Source organism: Yersinia sp. LJYL362, assembly GCF_048323875.1.
Map to the genome: position 1 here is coordinate 1 of NZ_JBLWEX010000183.1, position 13,947 is coordinate 13,947.

Genomic DNA, 13,947 nt, shown 5'->3' on the forward strand with positions numbered 1-13,947 from the left:
ACTGAGCGCGCACGCCCTTCGGGGCCTAAAATGTTCTCAATAAAATCTTTTACTTCACGGCCACGTTCACCGATCAAGCCAACGACAATGACATCCGCTTGGGTGTAGCGAGCCATCATGCCTAACAGCACACTTTTCCCCACTCCGGAGCCGGCAAACAGGCCCATACGCTGCCCACGACCGACGGTCAGCAGGGCATTAATGGTGCGCACGCCAACATCCAATACCTGTTCAATCGCGGTACGTTGTAATGGGTTGATCGGGGGAGTGATAAGCGGGGCACGGTAGCCGGTTTCAGGGGCGGGTAAGCCATCAAGTGGCTTAGCGCTGCCATCTAATACGCGCCCCAGTAATTCTGGGCCGAGTGGCAATTGTTTACTGGCAGAGGCTCCACCGGTGGTGATGCGCGCATAAACCCGGGCTCCGGGCACAATCCCTTCCACTTCTTCCAGTGGCATCAGGAACAGGCGCTGGCCGTTAAAACCGACTACTTCACTCTCAACTTCTTGTACTTCGCCGTTATCATGGCGCTCAATCAGACAGGTGGCCCCCAGTGGCAATTGCAAGCCAGTGGCTTCCAACACCAGACCGGTGGCGCGCGTTAATCGTCCATAACGGCGAATGGTAGTTGATTGACTAATACGTTCTTCGAATTTATCCATCGAAGCCAGCCAGCGACCGAGGCGCGCAGTCATCATAATTCTCCCGGCGCTGCCAGACGGCATAATTCATGCCAGCGCGTCGCCAGACTAGCATCCAAATCACCTTCTTCAGCGCTGACTTTGCAGCCACCAGGGTGAATTTGGCTATCGCCCAACAAACGCCAGCCATGCAAACTCAAGGTCGAGCCTAAGCGCTGCTCAACCACGGCGAGATCATTAGGATTGACACGCAATTGCGGTTTACCGGCAAACATCGGTTCTTGCTGAATCATTTGCTGAATTTGTGCCAGCAACGCGGTGCCATCACAAATTGCCGGTTGGCCCAGAATCTGTTTGGCTGCCGCCAATGCCATTTGCATTAGCCGTGAAGCAATGACACTGTCCAGCGCATCAAGGGTATTTTGGAAGTCGCTGACCAGGGTTTGCCAGTGTGCGGTGATGGGTGCCAACTGCTTCTCAGCATCTGCCAGCGCTTGTTGATGACCCTCTTCCAAACCGGTTTGATAACCTTTATCCAGGCCTTCTTGTAACCCTTTGGCAAATCCTTGCTGGCGACCCTGCTTCTCGGCTTCGAGTTGCAGGTTCATCAATATCTGCTGTTCATCACCTTCTGTTGGTTCGCCGTCCTCTCTGGGCTCATCAGTAAACAGCATACTGATATCCGGCGGCGCAGTGGCCGCCGCGGTAGGCTCAGGTTGGCTGGCAAAGTCATTCAATGACCAGGGTTGCCAGGGCAGGGTATTAATCCTATCAGACATAGATATCCTCGCCGCCGCCGATGACTATCTCGCCGCTTTCCGCCAAACGACGGACGATAAGCAAGATGGCTTTCTGTTCGTTTTCGACCAGAGACATACGTACCGGCCCACGGGTGGCCAGATCGTCGCGCAGAATTTCTGCTGCTCGCAACGACATGTTGCTGAGGAAGCGCTCGCGCAGCGCCTGATCGGCACCTTTCAACGCAATCAGTAGCGACTCGTTGTCGACCTCTTGCAGTAAACGCTGGATGCTGCGGTCGTCGACACTGACCAGGTTCTCGAACAGGAACATTTCGTCGATGATCTTCTGAGCCAGCTCGCCGTCGTATTCGCGTACTGCGTCCATAACCGTCTCTTCCTGCTGGCTTTTCATCAGGTTGATAATCTCAGCCGCGGTACGGATACCGCCCATTTTGCTGCGTTTGAGATTCTGACCATCGAGCAGGTTGTTCAGCACTTCGGTCAATTCAGCCAATGCTGCTGGCTGAACGCCGCCGAAGGTGGCAATACGCAACATGACATCGTTACGCAGACGTTCGTCAAACAGCGCCAGGATATCGGCCGCTTGAGCACGTTTCAGATGAACCAAAATAGTGGCGATAATCTGCGGATGTTCGTCGCGGATCAGATCGGCCGCCATCTGCGGTTCCATAAAGTTGAGGGTTTCCATGCCACTGGTGGTTTCGCGTGATTCCAGAATGTCTTCCAACAGACTGGAGGCGCGTTCTTCCCCCAATGCTTTTATTAGCACGGTGCGCAGGTAATCGCTGGCATTCACACTCAGTGCGGCATATTGCTCTGCATCGTCTTCAAACTCAGCCAATACATCAACCAACTGTTGGTGAGAAACCTGACGCATACTCGCCATGGTGGTACTGAGTTGTTGAACTTCGCGCGAGGAGAGGTGTTTAAACACCTCGGCGGCATGGTCTTCACCCAGAGTCATCAGCATGATGGCGCTTTTTTCAGTTCCGGTCAGGCTCATTGGTCATTACTCATCCATTGACGGATAACCAGCGCGACAATACGTGGGTCTTTATCCGCTAGTTCGCGTATACGCTGGGCCTGAACTTCAGCACTTACTCGCTGCTGATTTTTCTTACGCAGGGCCAGCTCTTCTTTAGTTTGTTTCGCTGTTTCAGTGGTTTGTGCAGCCTGGACAATGTTATTGACCGACGCCGCTGCTTTATCTGCTTCTTGTTTCTTAGCAATCAATGGGCGCACCAGTTTGCGCCACAAGATCCACGCCACCAGTAAGATGAGTAAGTAGCGACCAATATTCAGCAGCTGATCAAAGAATGACGGCTGTTGCCAGAATGGCAAGTTACTGCCGCTAGCATCGTCAGTGGCATTAAACGGTGTGTTCACCACATTTAATGTGTCGCCGCGTACCGTGGAGAAGCCCATGGCCTCACGGGTTAGCGATTCCACTTGCGCCAACTGATCTTTGCTCAGCGCGATAGGTTTGCCTGCTTTATCGCTGCCGTAATTAACCACCACTGCAACGGAGAGGCGCTGCACCATGCCAGCTTGTTGCTGGGTATGGCGGATAGTACGGTCAACTTCGAAGTTGGTGGTTTGGTCGTGACGACTATTACTGGACGTCGCGGTTTGTCTGGCTGCGGTTGCTGGACGATTGGCTGCATTAGCGGCATTCGCCGCCGCGCCAGCACCTGCCGCAGGGGTTGCCTGAGGGACTTCAATCGGTGCGACCGGTGTCGCGGATGGTTGGTTGGACAACGCGCCAGGAACTCCCCCGACATTGGTCCCACCCAGTTGTTCGCTGGTACTGACTTGCTGAGAGCGCACCGCCCCTTGGTTAGCAGCCTGATTCGGTTTGTACTCTTCGTCCGTTTGCTCACGGCTGGCAAAATCAACTTGTGCAGTCACTTGCGCGTGAACATTACCGCTGCCCACCATCGGTGCCAGGATAGTTTCAATGCGGCGTTGGAAGCGGTTCTCAACTTCATTGGTAAATTTGAGTTGCGCTGCATTTAAATCACGGCCGGCGCTATCCGATTGTGTCAACAGACGACCGGTTTGATCGACGACGGTAACGTTGGCAGGCGGTAAGCCCGCTACGCTGCTGGAAACCATATAGACGATGGCGTTGATTTGACCATCGTCAAGTGCGCGACCAGGTTGCAGGGCTAAGGTGACAGAGGCAGTTGGTGATTTTTGCTCACGGACAAACAGTGACGGTTTCGGCATGGCTAAGTGCACCCGCACATTTAATACCGGGCCGAGTGTGCCAATCGTTCGTGCCAGTTCGCCTTCCAGCGCCCGCTGGTAGTTGACTTGTTCACTGAATTGGCTGATGCCAAATTTTTCCTGATCCAGTAGTTCGAAGCCTACGGCACCACCTTTCGGTAAACCTTGTTGAGCCAGACGCAGACGGGTTTCATGCACTTTATCTGCCGGGATCAGCAATGCTCCGCCATTATCAGCGAAGCGATAGGGAATATTCAGTTGCGTCAACTGCGTGACGATATCACCACCATCACGATCATTCAGGTTGCTATAAAGAACGCGATAATCTGGGCTTTTAGCCCATAACATCAGCGCGACAAGAATAGCGACGGCCGCAGCCGCAGCAATCAGCAATGGGATTTTTGGATTCGCGCGTAGGCGTGCCAGTGTCGTCGTAAAGGTGTTCTCACGATTTTCACCGCCAGTTATCGAGGCATTCATACACGTCCTTGGCCAAGCTGAATAACGTTTGAGTTAGTATTTTTTATATAACTAATGTGTTGGAACAAAACAGACTCCCAAATGCTGTGAGCGATAACGCATCAATAGCTGATATCCCCTTTTATACTCGTCATACTTCAAGCCGCATGTGCGTTGGCCGCGCTCAATCACCCGAATCACTTACTACAGTAAGCTCATCGGGACTCTCTCCCTTGCCGCCTTCCTGCAACTCGAATTATTTGGACTATATCGGCATGCCATTATTTGCTGTAAGTGGAAATTCGATGGCTCAATAAGCTGGTATTTTTGTGTCTATTTAGCCGCTTTAGCTCAAAAATGATGTGTTAGGGTGTCATCCTGAAAAAAGTGATACCTGCTTGATGGCAAACAACTGCAGTAACTTATCGATTTGCCACGCAGTTATTGACCAACTGAAGCACTCTGGGGATGAGTATGTCTGTTCAAGGTATTGAAGGGGTTTTACAGCAGTTGCAGGTCACTGCATTGCAAGCATCAGGCTCAGCGAAAACGCTGCCCGCAGAGGCTGGCTTTGCGAGTGAATTAAAAGCGGCTATCGGCAAAATCAGTGAAAACCAGCAAACAGCCCGTACGTTAGCGCAGAATTTTGAATTAGGTGTGCCCGGCGTAGGCATAAATGACGTGATGGTAAATATGCAGAAATCATCTGTATCTTTGCAGCTCGGTATTCAAGTACGTAATAAATTAGTAGCGGCTTATCAAGACGTTATGAATATGGGTGTGTGACTGGGTAAGGTTATTGAATTATATAGCAAAAACGACTATCCAATTTTCTTATGGGGCATGAGTGGGGCATTTTGAGAAAATTTTGCATTGATTAATGCCATCTGTTCATCATTACTGTCTGGCATCCACTCCCCATAAACAGAGAAAACCATCTGTGCTGATGCATGACCCATCTGTGATGCAATGAATGATGGGTTGGCCCCGGCAGATAGCAACCAGCATGCGAAAGTATGGCGCGATTGATATGGTTTTCTGGATCTGATTCCTGATCTCCTTAATGCATTGTTCCATATCTGCCCTAATGATTCTGTCGAGTAGTAATCACCGCAGATTTGATTTGAAGATGTAACCTTGGGAATGAAAACGAAAGTGCAACGGTCTTTTCTTGTTTTCCTTGCCTCTCTTGTATGGATCAGTATTTCATATTGAGGCCCCATCCTGGTATATAGCATTTGACTGCGAAGAGTTTCTTTTGCATTGTCCGTCAATTGAATAACGCGATCTGTTCCTGCGTCAGTTTTCGGTAAAGTAAACTGCTTAACCCGGGTGAGATTTCGCCTTACCATAATTGTTCCAGCCTCAAGATCAACATCCTCCCATGCAAGCGCGCAAATCTCTCCGTGCCGCATTCCGGTATATACCGCCAGTGTCCATAAGTTTTTTATTTGTTGATGGGTGCAACCATCAAGCATTCTAAAAAACTCACCCCTCGTTATCAGTATTGCCACTGGGGAATATAAGCACGTTCTGGTCAGCCCGACCGATGATATCCCGCTGGCTGCCACAGAATTGCCGATTGTGGGAGAGCTAACGTGGACTTAACCGACAGCTATAGCCAATTATTAACAAACCTGCTGCCGCGCGGCCCGGCATGGGAGGGGGATGATCCTCTACTGCTGGGATTGGCACCGTCCTACTCTCGCGCCCATCAGCACGGCGATAGCCTGATGCTAGAGGTTGATCCGCGCACCACCACTGAGCTTATCGATCGCTATGAGCAGATAACGGGCCTGCCGGACTCATGCGCACCGCCTGGTGTACAGACCTTGGCCCAGCGGCAACAGCGACTGGATGCAAAAATCAATGTCCCGGGCGGGATTAACAAGGGTTTTTATCTGGCACAACTGGCGGCGCTGGGCTATCCAGATGCCACTATCACCCAGTTTGAAAGTGATGTTTTTCGTTGTACCGCGACCTGTATTGACTCGCTTTATGCAGAAGAGTGGCGCTACTGGTGGCAGGTCAATATGCCGAATGTCACCCAGATAACAGACATGACCTGCGCCTCTGTCTACACCGACAGCCTGAGAACGTGGGGCGATACCACCGCCGAATGCGTCATTAACAAACTTTGTCCTTCGCACACCTATGTGACTTTCTTATACCCGGAGTAACCTTTTATGCATCGTATTGATACCCCAACCGCCCAGGTTGATAAATTTGGCGCGGGTAAGAACGGCTTTACCCGTGGTAACCCACAAACTGGCGTACCGGCCACGGCATTGGATGATGATTACTTTGATGCCGTGCAGGAAGAACTGGCGGGAGTTGTTGAAGCAGCTGGCTTTGTTTTAAATAAAGCGGATCGCGCGCAATTACTTGCTGCCATACAACATCTGATTACTTTGGGTATCCCTGACCTTAAAGATGCCTCATTAACCCAGAAAGGCGTTGTCCAGCTTAGCAGCTCTACAACCAGCGTCAGCGAAATACTCGCCGCAACGCCGAAAGCAGTTAAGGATATGGGGGATAAGGCATTAAAGACCACTAACAACCTATCTGAAATTGCCGCTGCGGGTTCTGTTGCTCAAGCAACAACACAAGCAAATATCGGATTAACGCCGAGCAAGTTTTCCGGCCGGTTGCTGAATACGCAGACATTTACATCAACTGGCACTTATACGCCCACTACTGGCACTGGATATATCATTGTAGAGGCAGTAGGTGGCGGCGGGGCATCAGGTGCTATATCAGCAACCTCGGCCAGTCAGAATGCAATTACATCAGTTGGTAGTCCCGGTGCTTACGCGAAAGTTTTATACACGTCCGTGCCGAGCACTGCGTCAGTAGTTATTGGTTCTGGTGGGGTAGGAATATTAGGGGCTGGACCAACAGGCGGGGGAACAACATTCGGCAGTATTTTAACCTGCCCCGGGGGGCCGGGGTCGGTAGTGGGGAACCCTCATGTACCACCAGGAGGCTCAACTGGACAAAGTGGACCGCTTTCGCCAACAGTCAGTGGTGGTGGGCAAATAATAACTTCAGCTTTTGGGCAGCAAAACAATCCAACAGTTACTGTATCTCTTGGAGTTGGGACAAACTATGTTTCCACAGAAAGAACACAGTTAGGTAATTATGGGACTGGCGGGGCAGGGCAATTTAACAACATATCTCAAACCCAGAAAGTTGGGGGAAATGGCGCTAATGGATATCTAATTATTTGGGAGTATTCAGCATGAGTATTCACGCTCTGGTAGATAGCAATAGTATCGTTGTAAACACAATAGTATTGGAGGATGGGACAGGATGGGAACCGCCTGATGGTTTAATTCTAGTAAAATGCGTTAATGTGTGCGGGTTGGGCTGGGAGTATAAAGACGGGGAATTTATTCAACCGCCCGAACTTAAAAGATAATTTATCAATAGGCATCAGTATCTGATGCCTATTGATAGTGTTAAGAACTTTTTAAGTTGACAATGCCTTTTTAGAAAGTAATTTTTTTCTCAAAAATTTATTTGATGGAATTTCAATATATTTATATATAATGAAACTAATAATAAATAAGCTTATGTAGTAAGCGGTTTTTTCAGTAATTGAATCTTTATATAATCCTGGAATGAACTCGCTAAAAACCCCTCTAACTATTTCAACCCACACATAGTGAAAAAGGTACAATGTATAAGAAATGTTGCCTATGAAAACAATTGTTTTCGGGAATTTAAAGTTTTTATTTATTTCAAGATACAGGCAGCCAATTATTAGAGTGAGAGACGAAGCAAGCAACACAAGTTCTGTTATTTGCTCCCCTTTTGCTGCATATTGGTTTTTGTAACCTAGCAATACTTGAAATAAAAAACATGATAATAGAGTGAAATAGCACAACAACTTGTATTTTCTGATTTTATCAAACAATATGTAAGCAATGCATGCACCCATAATAAAAAACCAATTAAGCGTTGAGAATATAATTGACCAGTTTATTGCTAAAAAATCAGAATGTGTGATTTTTGGGAATAACAATTGAATGGCAAGGACAACATATGCATACCCAAGAACACCTAATATAAACTTATCCCTCAAAATATAAATAAAGATAGAAAATATGATGTAATACCATATTTCATATATCAAACTCCACGCAACAACATTTACAAGCCATCCATCTTGTAAAGGTAGAAGAGTGAAAGTCTGCATCCATCCTATTTTCGTAAAATCTGCTAATGGTGACCATCCGTCAAACCCTGTGAGATAATTATAATATGCCACTATTATACATAGGAGTGTGGTTATCCAGTAGATAGGAAATATTCGCGCAAATCTTTTTATTAGGAATATTCTTGTACTATCTATTTTTCCATTAAGGTTAAGAAAAGTAATTATAAATCCGCTAATGATAAAAAATAATAAAACACCATAATTACCATGTTGGAAAATATAAAATAAATCCCAAGTGGGTGTGCGATGTAGCATTAGCACCATTAAGAAAGCGATAGCACGACAAAACTGGATTGAGTTCAGTTTATGAGCGACTTCAGGATTTTTGTAATTAGAATTTTCAGTGGCATCAATAGCCATGCTTACCTCGAATTATATTATTCTTTTTTATGCTGTGTGGATGGTATCTCAGGCACAGAGCACACACAATCATTACGCTTTCTAAACGTAACTTAAACACTATCTTTGGTGCAGGATGCGTGTTGGCTGCAAGATGGGCATGAGTGCATTTTGATACTGCAATGGTGAATGGGGCAAAAATGGGGCAAAAAATTACCGCAAACTAACTCGAACTATGCCAATCACAGTTGAGACACTTTGCGGTAAGTCACTGCCAGCCGCGAAGTTCACACGAACTTACGCGAATATAAAATCAGCCACTTCACATTATGAATATGGGTGTCTAAACTTCATGTGACAATGCCCATAAATAAAGAGATGCGGTTGTGCCATAAGGCGTGTAACGGCGGCGATAGCGTTCAAAACGTTCGCGCGGTAGCGTTTTGTGGCGATATAAATTCATCATGCCGCGGCGGATCGCCAAATCACCCCAACTGAGCACATCAGGGCGAGAAAGTGAAGAAATAAGTAGCATTTCTGCCGTCCAGATACCGATACCATTCAGGCTCGAAAGCTGGGTAATGACCTCATTATCCGGTAACAAAGAAATAGCTGATAAATCCAGAGATCCATCAAGTGCTGCATTCGCTGCACCTTTAATATATCCGGCTTTGCGCATCGTCATTCCGCAGCCCTGAATAGCTTCTATCGGTGCTGCGGCAATAGTTATTGGTGTTACCGTGCCGACTAATGTCATCAGACGTGCATTAACGGTGAGTGCCGCTTTAACAGAAATTTGCTGATCAACAATGTTTCTGATGAGTGCAGCAAATAAATCTGGTGATAATGGGCGGGCAATCATTCCTAATCGCTCGATAGCTGTCGCCATCTTTTTGTCCCGCCGCTTAAGATGATTTATCTCTGTTTCACCGTAACTGTAGAACACGTATTTGCTCCCAACATTGCCGACTATAAAATGATTTGATTTAGCATAACATAACCTTAACGCCCACCGATGACTCTCTATTTCTTGCTGACTAAGCGCTTTGTGCCAGCACTATATTTTGATGGCCAATTTTTTGTAGTATTACCGAAATATCCACATCATCGATTTTGTCTGCCTTCAAGTGAGCAATGGCATATTCATGCCAGATTCCAGATTCCAGGAATAAAATAAATAGCTCTCTATCCAGGTGATTTTCATTCACCATTTTCAACATAATATTGAGTGCTTCAGATAATAATTTCCCTGGTTTATAAGGACGATCTGCGGCTGTCAGTGCTTCAAATACATCAGCAATAGCCATCATTCGAACCGGAATACTCATCTGTTTATAAGTGAGTTGATAGGGATATCCCTTGCCATCCATACGCTCATGGTGACCACCGGCAATAGAGGGAACATTCGCCATGGTACGCGGGAAGGGGAGTTTTTTGAGCATGACAATAGTCTGCATAATGTGCTCATTTATTTTATAACGATCCTCTTCGGTCAAGGTACCACGCCGAATACTGAGGTTATAAATCTCACCACGGTTATAAAGCAAAGTGGGTTCTGGTAGTTTGAAATCATAATACTCTGGGCGTTTATTCTTATTATCTCGGTAGATAATATGCTCTTTTTTATCTGCCAATAGAGGCTCTTGCACTGGTAATGGGATTGCTGGCTGCCGGGCTTTGCGCTCGCGTTCTTCCTGAGCAATACCGGCATTATCGTCTAATGTTCGAGTCCACTGATATCCGGCAATTTGCTGAATACGCGCGATCGCTTCATCAGACATAAATTCACCACCGATATTGCAGTGGGCAATAAAGTAAAAATCATCATCCAATTGGCGCAATTCCGCAGCCAGTGCTTGTTGATCAGTTTCATTGACGTTAACGGTGGCATGACGACGTAAGAAGTCGATCTCTTTTTCACGTTTTATGACTTCAAATCTCATGCGTATTTCATGAATACGATCATAGATTAATTCCAGTTTTGTCGATTTGTCCACGACAAATTCAGGTGTCGTTATCTTGCCACAATCGTGTAGCCAGCATGCTGTATGCAGTTCTTCCCACTCATTTTCAGATAAATTAAAGTTAGCGAACGGTCCTTCTTTGATATTCACTGCGGCTCTGGCAAGCATTTTGGTGATTTCAGGGACTCGCTGGCAGTGGCCGCCGGTATAGGCACTCTTGGCATCGATAGCTCCCGCAATAAGCTCAATAAATGCATTGAGCAGGTTTTTTTGCTCCTGCAATAATTGCTGGGTCTCTACGGAAACAGATAAACTGCCGACCAGTGCATTAACTAATTGAATTTTAGAACGTTCACGTTCTGCATTTAATTGATAAGGGTTAAATAGCAACAAAAAACCTAAAAGTTGTTTATCGTGAGTTTTCATGGGCACAGCAACAAACCGTAAGGGTAAATAAGGCTGTAAGAAGTCTTGTAATTGACTGAATATATTTTCTTTATTTAGCGTTCCAGCAATAGTTTTTCCCTCAAGAACGGGCTGGAAAGTGGTGAAGTTATCTTCTGTTATACTCAATGAGGACATTTCAGCTACTGGGATATTTTCACCATTCCAACGAAATGCTGTCGGTGTGAAATGGCCTTCTTGTTTATCTGCAAGGAATATAATGCCGCCGGTCATCGCGGCGATTTCAGTTGTTTCACTTAATAACCCCTGCATCTGGCGGAAGAAGTTATTTTCCGCTGTCAGCATATTTCCCATTGAAATAAACTGCTTCAGTGTCGATTTCATTTTTGACATCGATTTGTGCAGTTCATCGACTTCTTCAATCATAGAATGTTCAGACTCACGCTCTTCGAAATGCAAGTTACTGATGGAATCAGCATCCTGGCGGAGGCGAATCAGTGGATTGGATATCTTCCGAGAGAAATACCACACCAACGGTAAACTGAGTATTAATAGGATAAAGGCGATAAGGGTTGAGTGATTCCGAATGGAGTTTGCATCAGCAGTCAAATAACTGGCTGGCGTCGCAATAACTAGCTGATATTTATTGCCGCTGTTATCAATATCGACAATGGAGCCGTACCAGTGCTTACCTTGCGCTTCAAACATGATGCTGTTGCCATTGTTATTAGCCTGTTGGTTATTGCTCACAAGGCTATTTTCTTGGGTATCTAATAATGTTTGTAATACCGGGATTTGCTTATCCGCATGAGTAGGGCCTACTGGGGAATCTTTAGGTTTAGGTAAGCTTGCTATAACCTCACCGTGAGAATTTATAATAATAGCCTGGCTGCCAGGCGGTAGGTTCTGTCTTATTAAAAACTGCGATAACGAGGCTAGGGAAACATCCAACCCAATAATTGCCTGATTATTTTCAGACTGACGACTATAAGTGAAACCCGCTTCACCGGTCCCCTTGAAAATATAAATAGGTGATGTAATAAGACCAGGGGTGGCTGATGCCAAAATAAACCAATCCCGCTTTCTGGGATCATAGTTATCATTATCTCTGGGCATAACGGCAATGACTTGCTGCTTTTCGTTCAGATAAATAAACCGTTTTTCTGGCAAACTGTCGAGGAATCGATTACTTTGAATCATCCACTCGGCTCCCTCTGGGGCGTGAAATAGTTTACGGTTAGCTTCGGTCAGACGCCGCAACATAAATAAATCGCCATTAGGATAGGCACTATATACGGCACTGGCATAATCATTCTGTTTCAGTATTTCAATAAATTTACCGACAAAACTCATGCGCTGTTCAAGTGTTGATAACTCTGTAATTTGCATACTGGCAAGGATGTTGACAGACATCATCATGGGCCGTGTTACTGCGTCTAATTCTGCTGCGATTGCCTCACCCGTTTTTTGATACTGCCGGTTGGTGCTGATTTCAGTCAATTTAGTCAATTGGCTATGACTGAAAATGATAATGACGGTACCGATTGAGACAATCAATAGAGTGAAGAGTACCGCAATCTGGATATGCAATGGATAGCGGCTTTTTAGTCCGAGCAAGTTACTGGGCATCATTGCGATCCTGAGAGGATATTATTTAACCAATTTTAATCATAGGATGCCCTTGCAGAAGTGACATATTCCTCTTTCTTTCAGTGGCTTACATTTATTCATATGATTATAAAGGCTTTTATCGATATTAAGGTTGTATTGCTGGAGGAAAAAACTGGAGGTGGCCTAAAAAATAATGTTTTAGTGTGTGGAATATCTAAAAGCAGTATTTAACAGTCCGGATGATGCTGAGCAAAAATATGAGGGGATGCAACGGGGTGTATGGCGGGAGGGTAGATAAATCCTGGCGAAAAAGATCAAAAATAGAGTCTGAACAGACTCATCCAGGCCCTAAATTAGGTTTAAATAACGCTGAAAGCTCACTGGGGGGGGATCAGTATCCATAGGTTGTAAGCGATGATGCCCGCGTATGGCTGTAGGAGCAAATCCAAAACGTTTACGAAAGCGTTCTGCGAAACGTGATGCGCTTTCATAACCAACTTGACTGGCAATTAATGAAATTGGCCAATCAGTACCTTGCAATAAACGTAAAGCGCTGGTCATACGGACATCAATCATCAAATCACGTAAGAGTATATTTTCGGCCGCTAATTTTCGCCGCAATACCACTTCGCTCATTGCCATATGATCGGCAACTTCAGCGGCTGACCATATTTTGTGTGGGTCAATTGACAGGCAGCGTCGTACCTTTTCACTTAATAAATGATCATCATTAAGTCTAAATTTAACACCGCGCTGAGCTAACCAAAGTAATAACTCAAGCATACGGTGCCTGACAATAGTAGGAGGGATATCACCCACATCGGATATTGCTTTAAATGTATTACCAAAAGTATTAATAAATTCAGGTGCCAAATCACGCACCGGCATAACCCCAGGTATAACGCCAAGGCCTGCAGAGGCAGGGTGATTAGCAAATGTCGTTATCAAACGCGGATCGCAGCGAAGTTGGTGGCTAAAAAATAGCCCCTCAGTAGATAGTCCATTAATTATGTCAATTGTTTGGCCACTACTGACGGCGACTATTTCACCCGGCCGGACGATGCACTCTTGATTATCCCAGCGAATGACTTTATGCCCACGGTTAACCATGATGAGCAAAGGATGCTCAATATAGACTGAGGTAAGGAGTAGCTCTGTATGTTGAATAACATGTGCCGAGCTACCCACACCGGGGCAAAATTTAATTGTACGTTCCATCGATATTCATTTCACAATTTTGGCCTGAGAATATCTTTACGCTTTGAATGGCAGACTAGCAACTTATTTTAATAGAAAATTCACCATCACTGACTATT

General features: G+C 46.0%; 11 protein-coding genes and 1 pseudogene. 3 read left to right on the top strand and 9 right to left on the bottom strand.

The annotated features are described in order from the left end of the window. The 4 genes and pseudogenes from fliI to fliF all read right to left on the bottom strand — a co-directional run. Window positions 1-695: pseudogene (gene fliI, locus ACNSO8_RS09060) on the bottom strand (flagellum-specific ATP synthase FliI); the annotation flags it as partial. Continuing rightward, window positions 695-1,420, bottom strand: a complete 726-nt coding sequence (fliH, locus tag ACNSO8_RS09065) for a flagellar assembly protein FliH (protein ID WP_263697795.1) — start codon at window positions 1,418-1,420, stop codon at window positions 695-697. The gene fliH and the pseudogene fliI, both read right to left, overlap by 1 nt. Next, complete coding sequence (fliG, locus tag ACNSO8_RS09070) at window positions 1,413-2,405, bottom strand: flagellar motor switch protein FliG (protein ID WP_005160381.1); 993 nt, start codon at window positions 2,403-2,405, stop codon at window positions 1,413-1,415. The genes fliH and fliG overlap by 8 nt, the downstream gene beginning before the upstream one ends. Then, the gene (gene fliF / locus ACNSO8_RS09075) at window positions 2,402-4,111 is read right to left on the bottom strand and encodes a flagellar basal-body MS-ring/collar protein FliF (protein ID WP_019082872.1); all 1,710 of its coding nucleotides are present in this window, start codon (window positions 4,109-4,111) and stop codon (window positions 2,402-2,404) included. The genes fliG and fliF overlap by 4 nt, the downstream gene beginning before the upstream one ends. A 453-nt stretch (window positions 4,112-4,564) precedes the next feature. Here fliF and fliE point away from each other — a divergent pair, with 453 nt between their 5' ends. Next, window positions 4,565-4,876 (top strand): flagellar hook-basal body complex protein FliE, encoded by a 312-nt coding sequence (gene fliE / locus ACNSO8_RS09080; protein ID WP_005160376.1) that lies wholly within the window; start codon window positions 4,565-4,567, stop codon window positions 4,874-4,876. 35 nt (window positions 4,877-4,911) lie between these two features. On the opposite strand, the gene ACNSO8_RS09085 is transcribed toward fliE, so the two are convergent. Continuing rightward, window positions 4,912-5,568, bottom strand: a complete 657-nt coding sequence (locus ACNSO8_RS09085) for a site-specific integrase (RefSeq protein WP_050160645.1) — start codon at window positions 5,566-5,568, stop codon at window positions 4,912-4,914. Window positions 5,569-5,688: 120 nt separating this feature from the next. On the opposite strand from ACNSO8_RS09085, the gene ACNSO8_RS09090 reads away from it, so the two are divergent. Beyond that, window positions 5,689-6,270 carry a YmfQ family protein gene (locus ACNSO8_RS09090; RefSeq protein ID WP_050160653.1) on the top strand — a complete coding sequence of 194 codons (582 nt, stop codon included), beginning with the start codon at window positions 5,689-5,691 and terminating at the stop codon, window positions 6,268-6,270. A 6-nt stretch (window positions 6,271-6,276) separates the two neighbouring features. Then, on the top strand, window positions 6,277-7,335 hold the full coding sequence (locus tag ACNSO8_RS09095; RefSeq protein ID WP_080363662.1) for a tail fiber protein: 1,059 nt from the start codon (window positions 6,277-6,279) through the stop codon (window positions 7,333-7,335). A 227-nt stretch (window positions 7,336-7,562) separates the two neighbouring features. Here ACNSO8_RS09095 and ACNSO8_RS09100 read toward each other — a convergent pair whose 3' ends face one another. The 4 genes from ACNSO8_RS09100 to ACNSO8_RS09115 all read right to left on the bottom strand — a co-directional run bounded on the left by ACNSO8_RS09100 (window position 7,563) and on the right by ACNSO8_RS09115 (window position 13,849). Next, window positions 7,563-8,672: an acyltransferase family protein gene (locus ACNSO8_RS09100; RefSeq protein ID WP_050161079.1), complete on the bottom strand. Its 1,110-nt coding sequence runs from the start codon at window positions 8,670-8,672 to the stop codon at window positions 7,563-7,565. A 322-nt stretch (window positions 8,673-8,994) separates the two neighbouring features. Next, window positions 8,995-9,597 (bottom strand): DNA-3-methyladenine glycosylase family protein, encoded by a 603-nt coding sequence (locus ACNSO8_RS09105; protein ID WP_418394424.1) that lies wholly within the window; start codon window positions 9,595-9,597, stop codon window positions 8,995-8,997. A 91-nt stretch (window positions 9,598-9,688) separates the two neighbouring features. Further along, window positions 9,689-12,649, bottom strand: coding sequence for an HD domain-containing phosphohydrolase (locus tag ACNSO8_RS09110; protein ID WP_268215943.1), 2,961 nt, complete (start codon window positions 12,647-12,649; stop codon window positions 9,689-9,691). Between the two features lie 330 nt (window positions 12,650-12,979). Next, window positions 12,980-13,849, bottom strand: coding sequence for a helix-turn-helix transcriptional regulator (locus ACNSO8_RS09115; protein WP_019080835.1), 870 nt, complete (start codon window positions 13,847-13,849; stop codon window positions 12,980-12,982). Window positions 13,850-13,947 lie beyond the last annotated feature (98 nt).

Excerpts from the sequence above, each read along its gene's own strand:
- fliH (WP_263697795.1), bottom strand. The coding sequence starts at position 1,420 with ATGTCTGATAGGATTAATACCCTGCCCTGGCAACCCTGGTCATTGAAT.
- fliG (WP_005160381.1), bottom strand. The coding sequence starts at position 2,405 with ATGAGCCTGACCGGAACTGAAAAAAGCGCCATCATGCTGATGACTCTG.
- fliF (WP_019082872.1), bottom strand. The coding sequence starts at position 4,111 with ATGAATGCCTCGATAACTGGCGGTGAAAATCGTGAGAACACCTTTACG.
- fliE (WP_005160376.1), top strand. The coding sequence starts at position 4,565 with ATGTCTGTTCAAGGTATTGAAGGGGTTTTACAGCAGTTGCAGGTCACT.
- ACNSO8_RS09085 (WP_050160645.1), bottom strand. The coding sequence starts at position 5,568 with ATGCTTGATGGTTGCACCCATCAACAAATAAAAAACTTATGGACACTG.
- ACNSO8_RS09095 (WP_080363662.1), top strand. The coding sequence starts at position 6,277 with ATGCATCGTATTGATACCCCAACCGCCCAGGTTGATAAATTTGGCGCG.
- ACNSO8_RS09100 (WP_050161079.1), bottom strand. The coding sequence starts at position 8,672 with ATGGCTATTGATGCCACTGAAAATTCTAATTACAAAAATCCTGAAGTC.
- ACNSO8_RS09110 (WP_268215943.1), bottom strand. The coding sequence starts at position 12,649 with ATGCCCAGTAACTTGCTCGGACTAAAAAGCCGCTATCCATTGCATATC.
- ACNSO8_RS09115 (WP_019080835.1), bottom strand. The coding sequence starts at position 13,849 with ATGGAACGTACAATTAAATTTTGCCCCGGTGTGGGTAGCTCGGCACAT.